Annotated in this window: 9 protein-coding genes and 1 pseudogene; 1 reads left to right on the top strand and 9 read right to left on the bottom strand. The window is 44.3% G+C overall.

All coding sequences use genetic code 11. From position 1 onward, the window contains the following. Positions 1–162 precede the first annotated feature (162 nt). The 7 genes and pseudogenes from JO375_RS11980 to JO375_RS12010 form a co-directional block, all read right to left on the bottom strand. Positions 163–4,794 carry a fibronectin type III domain-containing protein gene (locus tag JO375_RS11980; RefSeq protein WP_229524686.1) on the bottom strand — a complete coding sequence of 1,544 codons (4,632 nt, stop codon included), beginning with the start codon at positions 4,792–4,794 and terminating at the stop codon, positions 163–165. Between the two features lie 203 nt (positions 4,795–4,997). Continuing rightward, on the bottom strand, positions 4,998–5,876 hold the full coding sequence (locus JO375_RS11985; protein WP_229524687.1) for a hypothetical protein: 879 nt from the start codon (positions 5,874–5,876) through the stop codon (positions 4,998–5,000). A gap of 195 nt (positions 5,877–6,071) precedes the next feature. Further along, positions 6,072–7,547: an Ig-like domain-containing protein gene (locus JO375_RS11990; protein ID WP_229524688.1), complete on the bottom strand. Its 1,476-nt coding sequence runs from the start codon at positions 7,545–7,547 to the stop codon at positions 6,072–6,074. A 314-nt stretch (positions 7,548–7,861) separates the two neighbouring features. Continuing rightward, positions 7,862–8,329 (bottom strand): annotated as a pseudogene (locus JO375_RS11995) (hypothetical protein); the annotation flags it as partial. A gap of 738 nt (positions 8,330–9,067) precedes the next feature. Next, positions 9,068–9,367: a hypothetical protein gene (locus JO375_RS12000; RefSeq protein ID WP_229524689.1), complete on the bottom strand. Its 300-nt coding sequence runs from the start codon at positions 9,365–9,367 to the stop codon at positions 9,068–9,070. 385 nt (positions 9,368–9,752) lie between these two features. Then, positions 9,753–10,196, bottom strand: a complete 444-nt coding sequence (locus tag JO375_RS12005; RefSeq protein ID WP_229524690.1) for an AAA family ATPase — start codon at positions 10,194–10,196, stop codon at positions 9,753–9,755. Positions 10,197–10,316: 120 nt separating this feature from the next. Further along, entirely contained in the window at positions 10,317–10,664 is a 348-nt protein-coding gene (locus tag JO375_RS12010) for a DUF2294 domain-containing protein (protein WP_229524691.1), read from the bottom strand. Between the two features lie 323 nt (positions 10,665–10,987). Here JO375_RS12010 and JO375_RS12015 point away from each other — a divergent pair, with 323 nt between their 5' ends. Then, positions 10,988–12,190, top strand: coding sequence for a macrolide family glycosyltransferase (locus tag JO375_RS12015; RefSeq protein WP_229524791.1), 1,203 nt, complete (start codon positions 10,988–10,990; stop codon positions 12,188–12,190). Positions 12,191–12,330: 140 nt separating this feature from the next. Here the strand turns inward: JO375_RS12015 and JO375_RS12020 are convergent, their stop codons facing one another. Together JO375_RS12020 and modB are read right to left on the bottom strand one after the other, a co-directional pair. After that, positions 12,331–13,866, bottom strand: a complete 1,536-nt coding sequence (locus tag JO375_RS12020) for a right-handed parallel beta-helix repeat-containing protein (RefSeq protein WP_229524692.1) — start codon at positions 13,864–13,866, stop codon at positions 12,331–12,333. A gap of 238 nt (positions 13,867–14,104) precedes the next feature. Then, positions 14,105–14,770 carry a molybdate ABC transporter permease subunit gene (gene modB, locus JO375_RS12025; RefSeq protein ID WP_229524792.1) on the bottom strand — a complete coding sequence of 222 codons (666 nt, stop codon included), beginning with the start codon at positions 14,768–14,770 and terminating at the stop codon, positions 14,105–14,107. Positions 14,771–14,792: the final 22 nt, after the last annotated feature.

Here is a 14,792-nt window from a genome sequence, read left to right on the forward strand (position 1 = left end):
GTAATTTAAATTCGATATCCATACCACCATATATTTGAATATACAGGGAAGATATACTCAATAACATAAAAAACCAGCAAAAACAAGTGATTTGTTTCTAATGGTTATAAAAGTGTCTCAAACATATATCCAAAAATGTCTCAGTTATCAACCAAATCTGTCTCAATTATTACCGTTACTCACATCATAGCCGTCTCTTGATTCTGCTATATTCATTTGGAGCATGTTATAAATCATCTCCGCTGCTTCCGTACGTGTAACCTCCTGTTTGGCACGGAAGCTTCCATCTGGATATCCTTGCACCAGATGAATTTCGGTTAAACCAAGTACATCCTTTCTGGCCCACTCCACAATTTGAGAGGCATCTGAATATATGCTGGTTTCTCGCTGCGGTGTAGCCTGGATAACATTATTCACCATTTTAGCCGCCTGTTCACGGTTTATGACCCGATTTGGACCAAACTCTCTGTTGCTAAACCCGCGAGCGACCTGATCTTTAATCGCCGTTTTGAGTAAATCAATGTACCAAGCTGAGGGATTGATATCCTCAAAGCCCAAGGTCACATCTGTTTCTAACGGTAGCTTCAAGGAGCGGACAAGCATCGAAGTGAACTCGATACGGGTTACAGGTCTGCTCGGCTCAAAATGTGTGCGGGTAGTTCCTTGAACTATCCCCAAATCGGCAAGTGCATTTATTTTCTCTCTATTAAATACCTGACCAATGTCACTAAAATGCTCAGGTCTTGTCTCTATAGGCGGAACGTGCCTAAGCTCTGCTTCTGTCAACTCCTGCACAGCGGGTTGAATCGGTTTTACACTTGCTGAACTTCCTCCTCCACCACCTGTGACCACAGCGTTCCCTGTAGTTTTACCGTTCATCTGTTTTACCTCTGTGCGTTTTCCTTGACCGTTTTCTGCCCAGAGTTGAACTGTATATAGCTGTCTCTCTCTGAGTTGTCTCCAGATAAAAATTCGTTCCTTACCACGGTATAGTTCTGTTCCTTTCCCACTGGCGAGAACGAAAATATCATTTTTATGCTCTGACTCCCAATGGATGATAAACTCGCTATTCGTTGTTGCTGTCTTCAATAACTTGAAATCTGGAGACGGCAGCGTTTCCACTTCTGCTTCCGTCGGCTTACCTCCACCACTCGTGTTAACTGGCTTGACAGTAATAAGATACACTGTAGAACTGTCTAATCCGCCTATATCAAACTCATGATGGCTCGTATGACCGATAAGTGCCCCATTTTGGTATACATTGTAAGCATCCGCACCTGGAGCTTCTTTCCACATAACAATCAAATTCGTATCTGTCACGTCTTTCACAATTAATCCATTGTCTGGTATTCCATCCGGCAACGCACGATACGTAAAGGGAGCTATGTCACCTGCACCGCTCTTATTCATTGCTTGAATGCCAAACGAATATATTATGCCAGGTTGAATCCCTGAAAGCGTAACAGTAGTGTCCTTAACATCTGTAATTTCCCCCGTATCTCCGCGAGTTACAACATATTGGTGAGCCCCCTTGATTTCATCCCAACTCAGCATAATCTGCTCATTCCCAAGCTCTGTAACCTTGATGTTTCGCACTTGAGGCGGAATCGTCAGCAGTTCACCCCACGCTGGCTGGCTGAAGCCACTACTGTTGCCGCTACTCACTTGAAAATTGTAGTTTTTTCCACCTTCTAAATCAGATACAACTACACGTGGCTCGGTGGTATAATAATCTTGATCGTTGATCGTTACCTTATATTGAGTTGCTCCATCAACCGGGTCCCATTTCAATGTGGCCTCGTGCTCCCGAACATCTACAGCTGCAAGCTGTACCGCCGAAACAGGTAGTGTCAATTCATTGATAGACGCACTACCACCTATACCACTCCGATTGTAGGCCCGGATTCGAATACTTGCAGGCCGCCCTGCTGGCAGGCCCTCAAAAGTATAAGAATGGATACCCCGGGGAATCCGCATAATCGGTTCATTGTTCAAGTCCAAGATGTATCCGTCAGCCCCCTGCACATCCTGCCACGCTACACCAATGGAATATACATCCTTCGTTACACTTGCCAGCGTAGTTACCCGAGCTGGTAATGTGATGACTCCAAGGTGAGCATAGTCTCCGAATCCCGTTGTATTTTCAGCCGAAATGCGATAAGCATACTCTGTTCCCGCCTGAAGATCGGTATCTGTAAATTCCGTATAAACATCATTATAGACTGATACGTTATCTCGTTCTAGGGCGTAGTATGTGGCTGTGACTACATCTTTCCATTTCAATTCGACTCCATCTTCTCTTACAGTAACATTTTGGAATCCGGCTGGGCTGTCTGGTAGGCTTAAAAAAGATACATGCTTTGCTGCCCCCTCACCAGTGTCATTGATTGCTGATACAGATACATCGTAATATTTACCTGGCTTCATTCCCGTAATAGGATTATAAACATCCTTTGTAACTGTATCCTTAAATATGACTTCACCCGTACTTACCTCTGTTGCTGTAACATTATATTTGTTAGCCGAAGCAACCGGCGTAAAGTCGGCCATGATTTCTGCTGGATGACGAGCGACAGGAGTTAACTTGACATGCTGAGGGGCATCGGGCAGTGTGAATATCCGAACTCGATTGGAATATGCATTGCCTCCCACATGATTACTGGAACGTACTTCATATTCGTATTGCCGTCCCCCGCCAAGTCCTTTATTGGTAAACGAATTGGTCGGATGCGCAACCTCCCACACCTCATCAGTTGTTAGATTTCGGATGGTATAGACATAACCATCACTCAAGCTGGATGGGAGCGTCCACTGCAAATCGACCTCTGTGTTTCGTACGGATGTCGCTGAGAGTACAACCGGCTCAGGCTGCTTTTGAATACGAAGTGCACTGCTGACTGTTTCAGAAATGTTGCCCGCCCGATCTGCGACCTTGGCATGAACGTACCATTCACCCTCGTTTGAAAGATTCAACTGGATTGCTGTATCGGTCGCTGTATCCCAATTTTCGGGTGAATCAGGATTGTTCGTGATTTTATACTGCATTGTCGCTGGTTCGATCCCCGAATGCTGATCGACAAATCGTATTCCCACATGAATACTGGAATCCTTCCATTCGCGTGAATCCGGTGTCAGTTGGATCGTCGGGGGTTCCAAATCGATATAAGACGTTGCCGACACCGGATCACTTCGATTTCCAGCTGTATCAACAGCTTGAGCAGTCACTTTTACGATGCCGGAACGATTTAATATTCCCGATGAACCAGATGCATATCCGCCAGAATCCAATTGGTATTCATAATGCACTGCTGAAGTATCCGTCGCACCTGATAGAGTAAATTGCACTGGCTTATTGGTAAATCGGGTAAACATCGTTACCTCGGAAAACACAACTTTTGGAGGCGTTGGCTTGGTTCGATCAATGATGACTGATTGGGTCACGATTGGACCAGGCACGTCAAGGTTATTGACCGTCCGGGCCGATATTTCGTACTTCCCTTCAGTGGTTAATGTCAAAACGCCATGATATGGCTCCCACTCCCCTGTCGGACTCAAGCGATATTGTGTCATCTTGATTCCGTTTGCAGGATCACTCCCTGAATCAATGGCAATATTCACATCACGAATCGTCGGACCTGCTTCACTAGCCCGAATAGCAGGGGCAGTCGGTCCCTTTTTATCAATGGTAATTTCTTTGTTTACTTTTTGACTCACATTCCCAGCGTTGTCTATGGAGCGTGCATACACCGTGCTTTTGCCATCTTTATTCACATGAAACGCTTCATCATAGTCTTGCCAATCTTGGTTCACAGCACCCGTTATCCGAAATTGAGTACGGGCCAGTCCGGAATAATCGTCTGTTCCTAGTTGCAATGAAATAGTATAGTCATTGCTGTTTCCCTTTGCACTTATGATTGGTGGAGTCGGGGGCATCTTGTCTATTCGGACATTCGCGGAGGAAAGACCACTGTACTGATTGTTCATATCGACTGTCCGGGCATAGATTGTATTTATGCCATGTTCATATACAGTAAAGGGTCCCGCATATGGCTGGAATGGACCTCCATTCAGGCTATACTCATAGTACTTGAGGCCTTCAGGCGCCACATTCCCATCTATCCACACGGTTACAGATTCTTTACTCCATCCTGTAACTGTTTGGCCCTCTGCGCCTGCCTGAATCCGGGGCGGTTGAGGCATCAAATCCGATTTGGGAATCACATGGATTCCAAACCTGGATATTTCATTACTGGTTTGCTGATTGTACCCCATGGCTCTAAAGTACCGAACATCTCTTAATGTAATGGAATTCGTAACCTCTACCCATTTCCCTTGGTAAATGCCACCGGCATAGAATTTCGTTACACTGGTCCATGTATTTAAATTGGTTCCGTTAGGCTGCCAAGTGTTCCCGTCCGCCGTATTAGATGCATATATTTCTGTATGGTAAGAACCTTCAATATAAACAAATATCCTGTAATCAGAAGTCTTAATCGATCTTCCAATATCAACAAAACGATTGGTTGGCTGCGCACTCCCCTCACATTTATATCTTGTCGAACCCGTGCCGCTATAAACTTCCGTTGCTCCTCCCCTCCTTCCCGACGAAGAGCCCCAACTATCACCCCCATCCGGTAAATTGTTTTGGCAAAAAGGACCCCCAATAACCTCTTGGGTAGCGGCTAATACCCTTTCTGGAAATATGGGAATCATCATCAATAACAGAAGTACAGCCAATAATCCATACATCCATTTACTATGATTCCTTGCCCTTCGCATATTTTTTCGATCCATACATTTCTCCTTTCTTTATTGTATTTTCATAGAGCTTTACAGACTCGCTTCAACTAACATAGAAAAAGCACCCCAAACAAAGGCAATAATACCTAAGTTCGAGGTGCTTCCTCAATATCACGAGTATGTTTTGAATTCATTATACTTGGTCCCAGGCAGGATGTAAACAGGAATTTCCCATCTCGGATAAAACTTTAAAGGCTTTAACGAACCTGAACGCCCAGGTTCCGGAAAAATCCCCGCATATTCTGCATGTAAGAATCCTGCGTAGCGGAAGCTTCGTTAAGCAGGTTTTGCATGCTGTTCATAAATGCAGAAGCGGAAGTCGTATCAGCTTTATCAAACCGGTTATTTACCTGTGCATTATTTAGCAACCATTCAGTCTGGGCTGTGCGCTCCTTATATTTGTTAATCCAATCGGGATGTTGAGGAACTTTGCGTGCAAAATCCAACAGTTGGTCCAATCCATTTCCTCCACCATTAATGTTATGCATAAATGCTGCGTATTTTTGAGGGTCCACCTGCTTCATCACTTCTGACAGATTGACGTAATCCTCAGGGGCTCCCAGCGGACGATCTGCTGGAGTCGTATAGCTGATATCCCCGCTCTCCGGATCAACGGATCGTGTCAAGGCAATAGACGCTATCTGATCCATTGTTTTCAAAAATTCCTTGGCCTTATCGCCTTCCATGTAATGATCTGCAATATACTTGGATTGGGAAACTCCCATCTCTAGCAATACAGCTCGCTGCTTCTCATCCATTACCGTTCCGTCGACGATAAAATTGGATTGAATCATATTGTACACTGCATTGGACACTTCTTCCGGCTGACCTTCCAAAACCCGGTTTAATGAATCGTTGATCTGTGTTGTACCGAAATACTTGATAGCATGCGATACAATAGCTCCTTCGGCTAGCTGTCTGCTGGCCTCACTAATTTCCACAGAGTCTTGAACTTCAAATTTGGTACGGTTTTCTTCATGCAGTTGGGGGGATGAGGCTTGCTTGGTTGTCGGATTGATTCGTACGTTACTAGAGTGAACAACTGCTTGTTGCGCTCTAAGAGGTTCAAAATTCATCCTGTTTCCTCCTGTCATTTTTATAACAGGTAATCTGAGGCGTATGTATAATGAAATGTAACCCTGTTGCTATATATATCGGACAAAGCATATATGGAATGAATATATGCCTTGTCCTAAAAATGAACAATTCTGAAGCAAGCTTCCTTTGCTTAGATATAAAATGTTAAAGCAACTAGTTACTTGATGCTCTCATTAACTACGACCACCATAAATACTATAGGCAAAGTGATATACAATATCTGTGGCTGTAAGCGAAGTATCTGACACCTGGGCAGCTACACCTGAAAGATCATAGTAATGTGTAAACCTTATTGGTCCAGACAAGTATTCCGCAATACTTCCCGTTGAATGCGGCAGGGAAAGAGTCAAACTGAAGGTTCCATTTTGATCCGTATAACCTGTGCCTGTACGAGTTCGATTTCCACTGCTTTCAGTCCAGTTCTGATTCAACCATGTCACATTAACTGGCGCATTTGCTACTGGATAATTATCCGTTGTAGTAACAACCCCCTTTACAGTTAAATTGGTGTTTCCATTAACCCGATAATGGCGACCATAAGAGTAGGATGGATAGTCATTCGGACCGTTGATAGAGTCGTAACCGGTAATTACAATTTTACCAGCCCGAAGCACCGGTTTGAGTGTAAGTGTATATAAATGGTCGGGTGAATATTGGTTGGTAGTGTACACTCGCACATAGTAGGTACCTGTATTCAAGGACACATTGTGATTCGTTTGCGGCAGAAGCACCATTTGGTTGCCGGTAAGGGCTCCGTAAACTTCTGCTTTGTATCCGTAGCTTTCTGAGGTGCTGTCCAGCTTAACATTTAATCCATCATAATTACGGCTGGCAGGGATCGTGATTCGGTACCAGTCGTTATCAATGCCTGAATTAATGGAGCGCGAATTAAGCGATGATCCACCCGTACTAAAAGTAAAGTTGTATGCATGAAAAGCACTCTCATCCGGTTCATAGGCATCATACTGGGAGCTTACATCCACGGTTAGATAGAAAGGGTCAGTTATACTTGATCCCTTCTTGGAATGAACTGCAATCGCATAAGCTTTTTCAAATCCAGCGGCATTGCGCGTTCCTACGCTTTCAGGAAGTGATGCAGACCCCTGTTCATACTTGTTAAAATAAGTACCATAGGTGGAGGCGTCAATGGCATTTGGATTAATATCACCTGTCGTCATATCAAACTCGTATAAGTATAAGTCATAGTCAAGCTGTGCCGAAAATGGACCATCCAACCGAGCCTGCAACAGTTCACCGGGCTGCAAATAAATCGGATATAAAAACTGTGTATCTCCCTCCTGCGTAATCGTACCGGAGTACGTAGCTGTAGAAGCTGTGGCCGATGCAGCCATTAGGCTTGTTTTCAGCGAAGAAACGGTTTCCTTTTTCAATGAGGTTGTCTCTGGTGCCTTAAAGTTGAGATTGTCCTGCAATACATAAACCGAAGACGTAACGCTGTCTGGCTTGTCTGACCGTGTCAAATGCTCAATTTTGTCTTCTTTCACAGTTGTTAGCGGAATCTCTGATTCCGTTTTAATCACTTGATCCGGTACTCCCTCTGTGCTTGGACTTGCATTTGCAGTTGCCCCGATAGCGAACAGAAGCATCGTGCATAGCATTACTGAAATAGCCTTTCTGAGCCTTTTCATACTGAAATCCCCTCTCAAATGGTTTAAGGAATTCCCGCTATTCCCCAGATAAACCAGGGCATCTTCTAGGCTGTATGACCCTATCATAAACCATTTCTGGTTCTAATGGAATATACTGTGCTAAATATTTTTAATTCGATTATCTGGCAACAGGAAGCAATTACCTATGTCCGCATTTTGCATGTTTCGATTTCCTTTTCACAAAAGTAAATATTTTGATATGTAGTCAAAAGAGCCGCCTTTTATAAAATGGAAAGCATCAGCCGGCCATTCTAAAAAAGCGACTCCTATGAATTACACTACCTTATAAGATTTTAATTTCTCAAACTGTATGCAAAAAGATAAATGATATCCGTGGTACTAATAGAAGTCCCATCGACCTGAGCAGCTGCTTCTGAAAGATCAAAATAGTGTGTGGAGCCGATTGCACTGATATATTCTACATTTTTCCCTGTCGATTGCGGGAGAGCAAGGGTCACACTGAATGTCCCATTATCGTTCGTATACGTAGAAGCCGTTCGGGTACGGTTGCCGCTAGCCTCGCTTCAGTTCTTGTCCAGCCATACGACCGTGACAGGGGCATTGGGAACCAGCTGGCCGTCTGTTGTTTTAACGACACCATTCACAATCAGATTGCTGCCTCCGTTAATGCGGTAATGGCGACCATAAGAATACGTCGGATAATCATAATAACCATTGGAGTTATAGCCGGTAATTTCAATTTTGCCAGCCCGAAGCACTGGTTTGATGGTTAATGTATACAAATGATTGGGTGAATATCGAGCTTAGTGTAACTGAAACACCTTTTTGAGCCTTTTCATACTGAATCTCCTCAAATAAGTTGAAAAAATCTCTCTATTTCCATAAATACAGTAGAATTCTAGGATTCTACCTGTATCATAAATCAAATTCTGGTTTTAATCGAAGATAGTTCTTGAGGATTTTCATTTGGAATTCCTTGTATCCAATCGGTGCTTGGGTTCGCAGGCTGATCTAACCGTTAGAGATTCTTCCCTGAGCCGCGATCAACAGAAACAATGAGGCAGTGGCAGGCCGCTAAAAAATACTTCATTTGCTTCTCAGTCCTCTTAAAACCTGGATTGCGATTTCAATCCACGCTCCATATAGGGAGCGACGTCCCTTCAATACCTCGGGCAAGACCTTCACCCGTATTTCAATCCACGCTCCCATATAGGGAGCGACTCTACCGTAACAGCGTATTTTTGAATTACAGCTTATTTCAATCCACGCTCCCATATAGGGAGCGACTCTCCGGGAATCGTACTTATGGAGCTATCTATTGATTTCAATCCACGCTCCCATATAGGGAGCGACAGTGCGCATTGAGAAGCCTTACGTGGCAAGGTTCCCCGGCGTGTTTAGTGCGAATGTCTTTTTTCGACTCAAAAAAATGGAGACAAATGGGTGCAAATCCCTGAAATCTCGCGTCCCGCTTGAGGTGCGAATGATCCGGGATTTTTATGTGTGCTTGGGGTTCGCACCAGTTTACGCGTTTTTTCTTAATATTCAAAGCTAATTACCGCTTTCCTTAATTCTTGATCGTAAAATAAATAGACGGTATCCACCCCAAACACCTGAAAATAATATCCGGTGAAGGAACCGATATAGGTAAAAGTCTCACCATTGGGTCGCTTCGACACCTGGAGTATATTGGTCTGCTCAAACGGACGCATCTCTTTCAGAGACTCCCCATATTCTTTTAAATAGCTTTGAGCCTCATTAGACTGAAATGCGATATCATCCAAAAAAACGTTAACTTCAGGAAAGCTCAGTCGCAACTGCCGGATTGCTTTCCTCAAAATCGTGGGTAGGTTCATCTAGAGATTCTTTGGCATTTCCAAAGGAGGAATAGGGGTAAATGTTTTCGTTTTTCTAGAAAAACGCTTTGCGAGCTTGATAGTCTTATTCGTTGGCTATGTTTACATGTTCCAATCCATCCAGTGACATGATTTCTTTCTTCATGCGCTGATATGCTTTATCTCCGTTTCATAGACAGCTTACAGCTGCTCTTTCTGGTGAAGAATAAAGTAGTTCCAGTCTGTCTCAAATTTATATTTACCGTCAATGACATCAAAACCCAGCAGATCTTCCTTGGTAAATTAGGCATGAAATGGTTGAGCATCCTCCCCCACGCTGCCTTCGTAGATTTCCTTTACAGAAACAAAATGCAGCCAATAATCCCGCTTAGTTCTCCGGCAACTTTTTGATCTGAAACGTTCCTTCACTGGAAATCACACTATAGAGCTCATCAAACCCTTCTTCGTAGCTTGGCACTTCAAGTTTACTCGTTACGCTTTTTATACCCATTTCAGGGATTCGTTCTTTACCTGTTCGCTTTTCATTGCGCTTGATGGACTCTACAAAATTGGGTTCAAAATAGTAGCCAATAATCTTAAACCCCTTATTTTTACAAGCATCTATATATCTCTTCCGTTCCACGACTGTTGGATTCGTATTGTCTACCACAAAGCGCTGCATGGTTTCGATGGAGGCTTGAAGGTAAATATTTTCCCTATTCCGTGTTTTCAGCATATCGAGATTGATCCGCATATGTGTATTGAAGTAATGTTCTTTATAAAATGTCGACTTCCCCGAAGCCTGGATTCCAATAAAAATGACACACTCCAAATCTCACACATCCCTATTCAAATATGCATATCGGTTAATGTAACCTCTGTTTTGCGAAAAAACGGGTGTCCCATGATCAACATGCATTGGAGCATTGTCGCTTAGGTGTTCACCTCGGCCCTATTTTGCTGTAATATTGTCCGCAAACACAAAAACAGAGATGGCTATATCCTCTTCCACTTTAATGTCCGAAAAGAGGTACAGCAGCCGGGAGTCCATATAATCCTCCAATTCTTTATTGAATTGTACGGGATAGATTTTCTGCACCATCCTGGTCCGGGCTGCATGCACCATCTCTTTCCCGGAAAGCTCTTGCGCCAAAAACTTCTCGGATGGAGTTAAATTACCATATAGCATCGTAATGGCCATATTATCTACAAAGGTGGTATGTATGCGTTCCGGACCTTTCCCAAATAGCTCTTTACGTACTTTTCGAATAATTTCGTTAAAACCCGTTTCCTTTCTCATCTCGCACCGCTCTCCTAAATCTGCTAGAATCCTTGTTACTATTTCCATCATAACCGATTCCTCTCACATAAAACAGAGATTTTGCGCAAGTGTTTCTTGTAACATACTTTTGCTGTTGAGCTATAGATCTTTTCAAAGTACTACATGCTAATCGTGTATGTGCTAATAATAATTCGAAATGGTAGTATCATGAGGAGGACGTAACTCAAGCAAAGACGCGGGAGCATCCTTTTTTATTGAATTAACCGATGAAATATGGTAAAAATATGGTAATTAGAGTTTCGAGATTTTTTAGAGAACAGTATACCCAAGGAGTGGTAGAAATGGCGCGTGTTTTATTTATAAATGGTGGAGCAGAGGGACATATCAATCCAACGATTGGAGTCGTACAAGAGCTTATTTCTCGTGGAGAAGAGGTCGTGTACTTTTCGGTAGAAGCTTTTCGCGAGCGTATTGAGAAGACGGGAGCTTCAGTACGAACATTTGACGATCAAAAATTTATAAAAGCCTTTATCTCAGGTGGAAGAGATTATTTACCCGAAAGAATCAATGGTCTTTTGCTTACGGCAGATATCGTTATACCAAGCGTTCTTGAACAGATCAAAGGAGAGCATTATGATTACATCATCCATGATTCCATGTTTGGTTGTGGACGTTTGCTTGCTCAAATTCTTAAGCTTCCTGCAATCAACTCTTGTACTTCTTTTGCGCAGACAAAAGTATCATTCGATCAAATGTTGGAACAACTTTCTGTAAAAATTCCTACAGAAATAGTTAAACCTATAAACGATAAATTTCAAAGCCTGACGGTAATGGTGAAGGAAAAATATGATGTGGAGATCCCTTCTCCATACGAAGTGTTTTGCAATCCTGCACCACTTACCATTGTTTATACAACAAGGGAGTTTCAACCTTATGGAGAGGCATTCGACCAATCTTATAAATTCGTAGGTCCATCCATCTCTTCACGATTAACGCAAGAAAACTTCGACTTTACGGCAATCAAGGAGAAAAAACCAATTTACATTTCACTGGGTACAGTCTTTAACCAAGCTCTTAATTTCTATAAGCTTTGTTTTGAGGCATTGGGGGACACCGATCATACGATTATCATGTCTGTTGGGGATAAAATCCAAATCACTGATTTAGGGGAAATTCCCAAAAACTTCATCGTAAAAAATTATGTTCCACAAACGGATGTACTGCAATGCACTGAATTATTTATTACACATGGTGGAATGAACAGTGCCCATGAAGGTCTCTATTACGGAGTGCCGCTAATTGTAATCCCGCAAAACGCGGATCAGCCGATCGTTGCGGAGCAAGTTGCCAATATTGGAGCAGGCATTAAATTACAAATGCAAAGCTTGACTGCAAATCAGCTACGTGAAGCTGTAGATCATGTACTAAGCCTCTCCTCTTTCAAAAAAGCTGTTGCAAATATTAGCGAATCCTTCCGAAAATCAGGAGGATATCATCAAGCTGTTGATGAGATTTTCAAATTTAAAAGTCAATATCATATCTAACTATAAAAAAACGACTCCAGTCAGAATATCACGGTACGTAATCCGGAATTTTTTGATTCTATGCAAGGAACACAGTAAAAACGTTCAACAGTGCGTACCATATCGTGTCGGTATGCACTGTTTGTCATTGAATATGAGGCTTACTCGAAGGCGCCGATGTTCACAGCGGCTCCCTTGACTCTAGGCTTTCCGTCAATATCCAGCGTTCCGATGATGGCACGGTCTGTATCACCAGCATCGATTGCCGGAGACGAAGACTGGAGATGGAAATTGCCTCCCGCAGCATTTACAAATTCAGGATTGATGGACAAAGAATGTGCATCGTTACCGGTTCCCTTTTTATAAGCGGAGAAACCCGTATATTCTTTATTTTTCCATGTCCAGTTCGCTTCATCGCTCCCGCCGGGGGCGAAATACAAGTTATAATCCAGCACGTTTCCAGCATTTTTGGAATATTCATTGTAAATAAGCACATCCGTAGAGCTCGCCACGAAGATGTTGTTCTTGATTACGTTGCTTCGTGTATCGTACTGAACGAAAAGCTGGCCGCTTCCGCCACCCAATATATCGTTCTTGTACAGCGTATTGTTTACGATCTTGCAGTTCACCGTCGAGCCGCGCTCATCATCGTAACCGCCCATAGCGATGCCGGTCAGCCTGTTGTTATAAATCACGTTGCTACGGATCGTAATATTACTGGTGGCCTTACCGGCATGCTCGGAAGCAATCTCGATGCCGATGTCGTTGTTGTAGCTATAGTTCTGCTCGATAATGCTGTCCTTGCCTCCATCCACATAAATGCCGCCGGCCGAGTTGCCATCGCTCTTGTAAGACGGGTTATTTTGAACAGAATTATTGTACACCCGGTTGCCCCTTACCAACCCGTTTCGTGCCTGATCGTAAGCGGTATTCGGCGCAGTTCCCTCAAAGCCGATGAGATCGATCCCGATGTTGTCATTATCGTGAACGAGGTTACCGGTCACTGCAAAGCCGTCCACATTGCCGTTTAAAACGAGCGATTCGCTGGAGCCCAGCACGAGATTGTACAACTCATTGCCGCTGATCGTTAAGTCATGAATCGAAGCCGGAGCTTTCGTGCCATAAACAGCGATGCCGTGGGCGTCCCGGCCCAGCAGATCCTTGCTGGTCAGGGTGACCGTATTTTTGATGTCATGGATTTTGTTGTTGGACAACTTAATGAAGCCGCCTGAACCGTGGACATAAATGCCTACAGGCACCGTGTTCTTGGAAGCCGTAGTAAAATTACGGATTTCAAACCCCTGAACGGTAACATAACTGACATTGGCTAGTTCGATCATCCCTTCGGTGCCACTGACCGAAAGTCCAGTGCCGTCAATGATGGCGGTCTCTGTCCCATAGTTGGTGAACACAATAGGGCCCTGCGAAGCGGAGCCGGAGCGGGTGATCTTCAATTTCTGATTGTACACGCCGCCCCGGACGTAAACCGTGCTGCCTGCAGGAGCTGCGTCAGCCGCGTGCTGGAGTGTCTTCCACGGCGCGTCGCTCGTTCCGGCGTTGGAGTCACTCCCGTTCGTCGCCACAAAGTATTCGGTGCCAGCTGCGGAGGCGATGGGGGACTGCACATTTCCGGTCGCCAGGCCAAGTCCCATAACCATGGCTAGACCTGCCAGAAAAATTTTCCCGAGTTTCTTCATGATTCCTCATCCCCCTGTGTTTGATCTTGTGAATCATACCACAAATTTACTTAGCCTGTCCCGCCTACATACGGAGTACAGTCTCGACCGGCGGTAGGCTCCAAAAGAAACAAGAACCCCTGCGGGTGTAGCAAGTGCAGGGGTTCTTGGTAATCTAAGCCGCCCTAATCGTTGCCGCAGCTGCCCTAATGAGGTTAGCCCGGCCAGTTTTGCCGTAGCAGAGGGAGTGAGCTGAGGACTATTCCTTCACCAGCCGATTTGAAAGCATAAGCATGATAAAAGAGAATAGAATGATGACGGCTACCCAGCTCCAGGCTAGCGGCATATTCCCGGCCTCGGACGCGATGTAAATCGCCGTGGACAGGGTTTGAGTCTGTTCAGGAATATTGCCCGCAAGCATCAGCGTAGCACCAAATTCCCCTAGCCCTCGGGCAAATCCGAGAATGTATCCCGAGATGAGCGTACGGCGGGCCAGTGGCATCGTAATATAGCGAAACACTTGCCATTCGTTGGCACCTTGCGTACGTGCAGCCTGCTCTATATCGGGGTCTACTGCTTCAAAGCCTGCCTTGATCATCCGGTAAGCTAACGGAAAGGCCACGATCACGGCGGCCACTACGGCTGCTCCCCATGTAAACACGATCGTCTGTTGAAACAAGCTTTCAAAGGCTATACCGATCCAGCTTCTTCTCCCCATTAAAATGAGTGAAATAAAGCCAACAACGGTTGGAGGCAAGACAAGCGGAAGAAGTAACACCGTCTCGATCACACTGATCCCCCTCCGCAGCTTGCAGTTCGCCATGATCCGAGCTACTACGATAGCTAACAGAAAGACAAAAATGCTGGCGGCGAGCGCTACTTTGACGGATACGATAACTGGAGGCAGGAAAGCGGACCAATCCAACATAACCCCCTCCTTTAGATAT

Origin of the sequence: Paenibacillus farraposensis (assembly GCF_020736845.1) — a bacterium.
GTDB lineage: Bacteria > Bacillota > Bacilli > Paenibacillales > Paenibacillaceae > Paenibacillus > Paenibacillus farraposensis.

Bases quoted from the DNA above. Each gene is read 5' to 3' on its own strand.
- JO375_RS11980 (WP_229524686.1), bottom strand. From the start codon at position 4,794: ATGGATCGAAAAAATATGCGAAGGGCAAGGAATCATAGTAAATGGATG.
- JO375_RS11985 (WP_229524687.1), bottom strand. From the start codon at position 5,876: ATGAATTTTGAACCTCTTAGAGCGCAACAAGCAGTTGTTCACTCTAGT.
- JO375_RS11990 (WP_229524688.1), bottom strand. From the start codon at position 7,547: ATGAAAAGGCTCAGAAAGGCTATTTCAGTAATGCTATGCACGATGCTT.
- JO375_RS12010 (WP_229524691.1), bottom strand. From the start codon at position 10,664: ATGAGAAAGGAAACGGGTTTTAACGAAATTATTCGAAAAGTACGTAAA.
- JO375_RS12015 (WP_229524791.1), top strand. From the start codon at position 10,988: ATGGCGCGTGTTTTATTTATAAATGGTGGAGCAGAGGGACATATCAAT.
- JO375_RS12020 (WP_229524692.1), bottom strand. From the start codon at position 13,866: ATGAAGAAACTCGGGAAAATTTTTCTGGCAGGTCTAGCCATGGTTATG.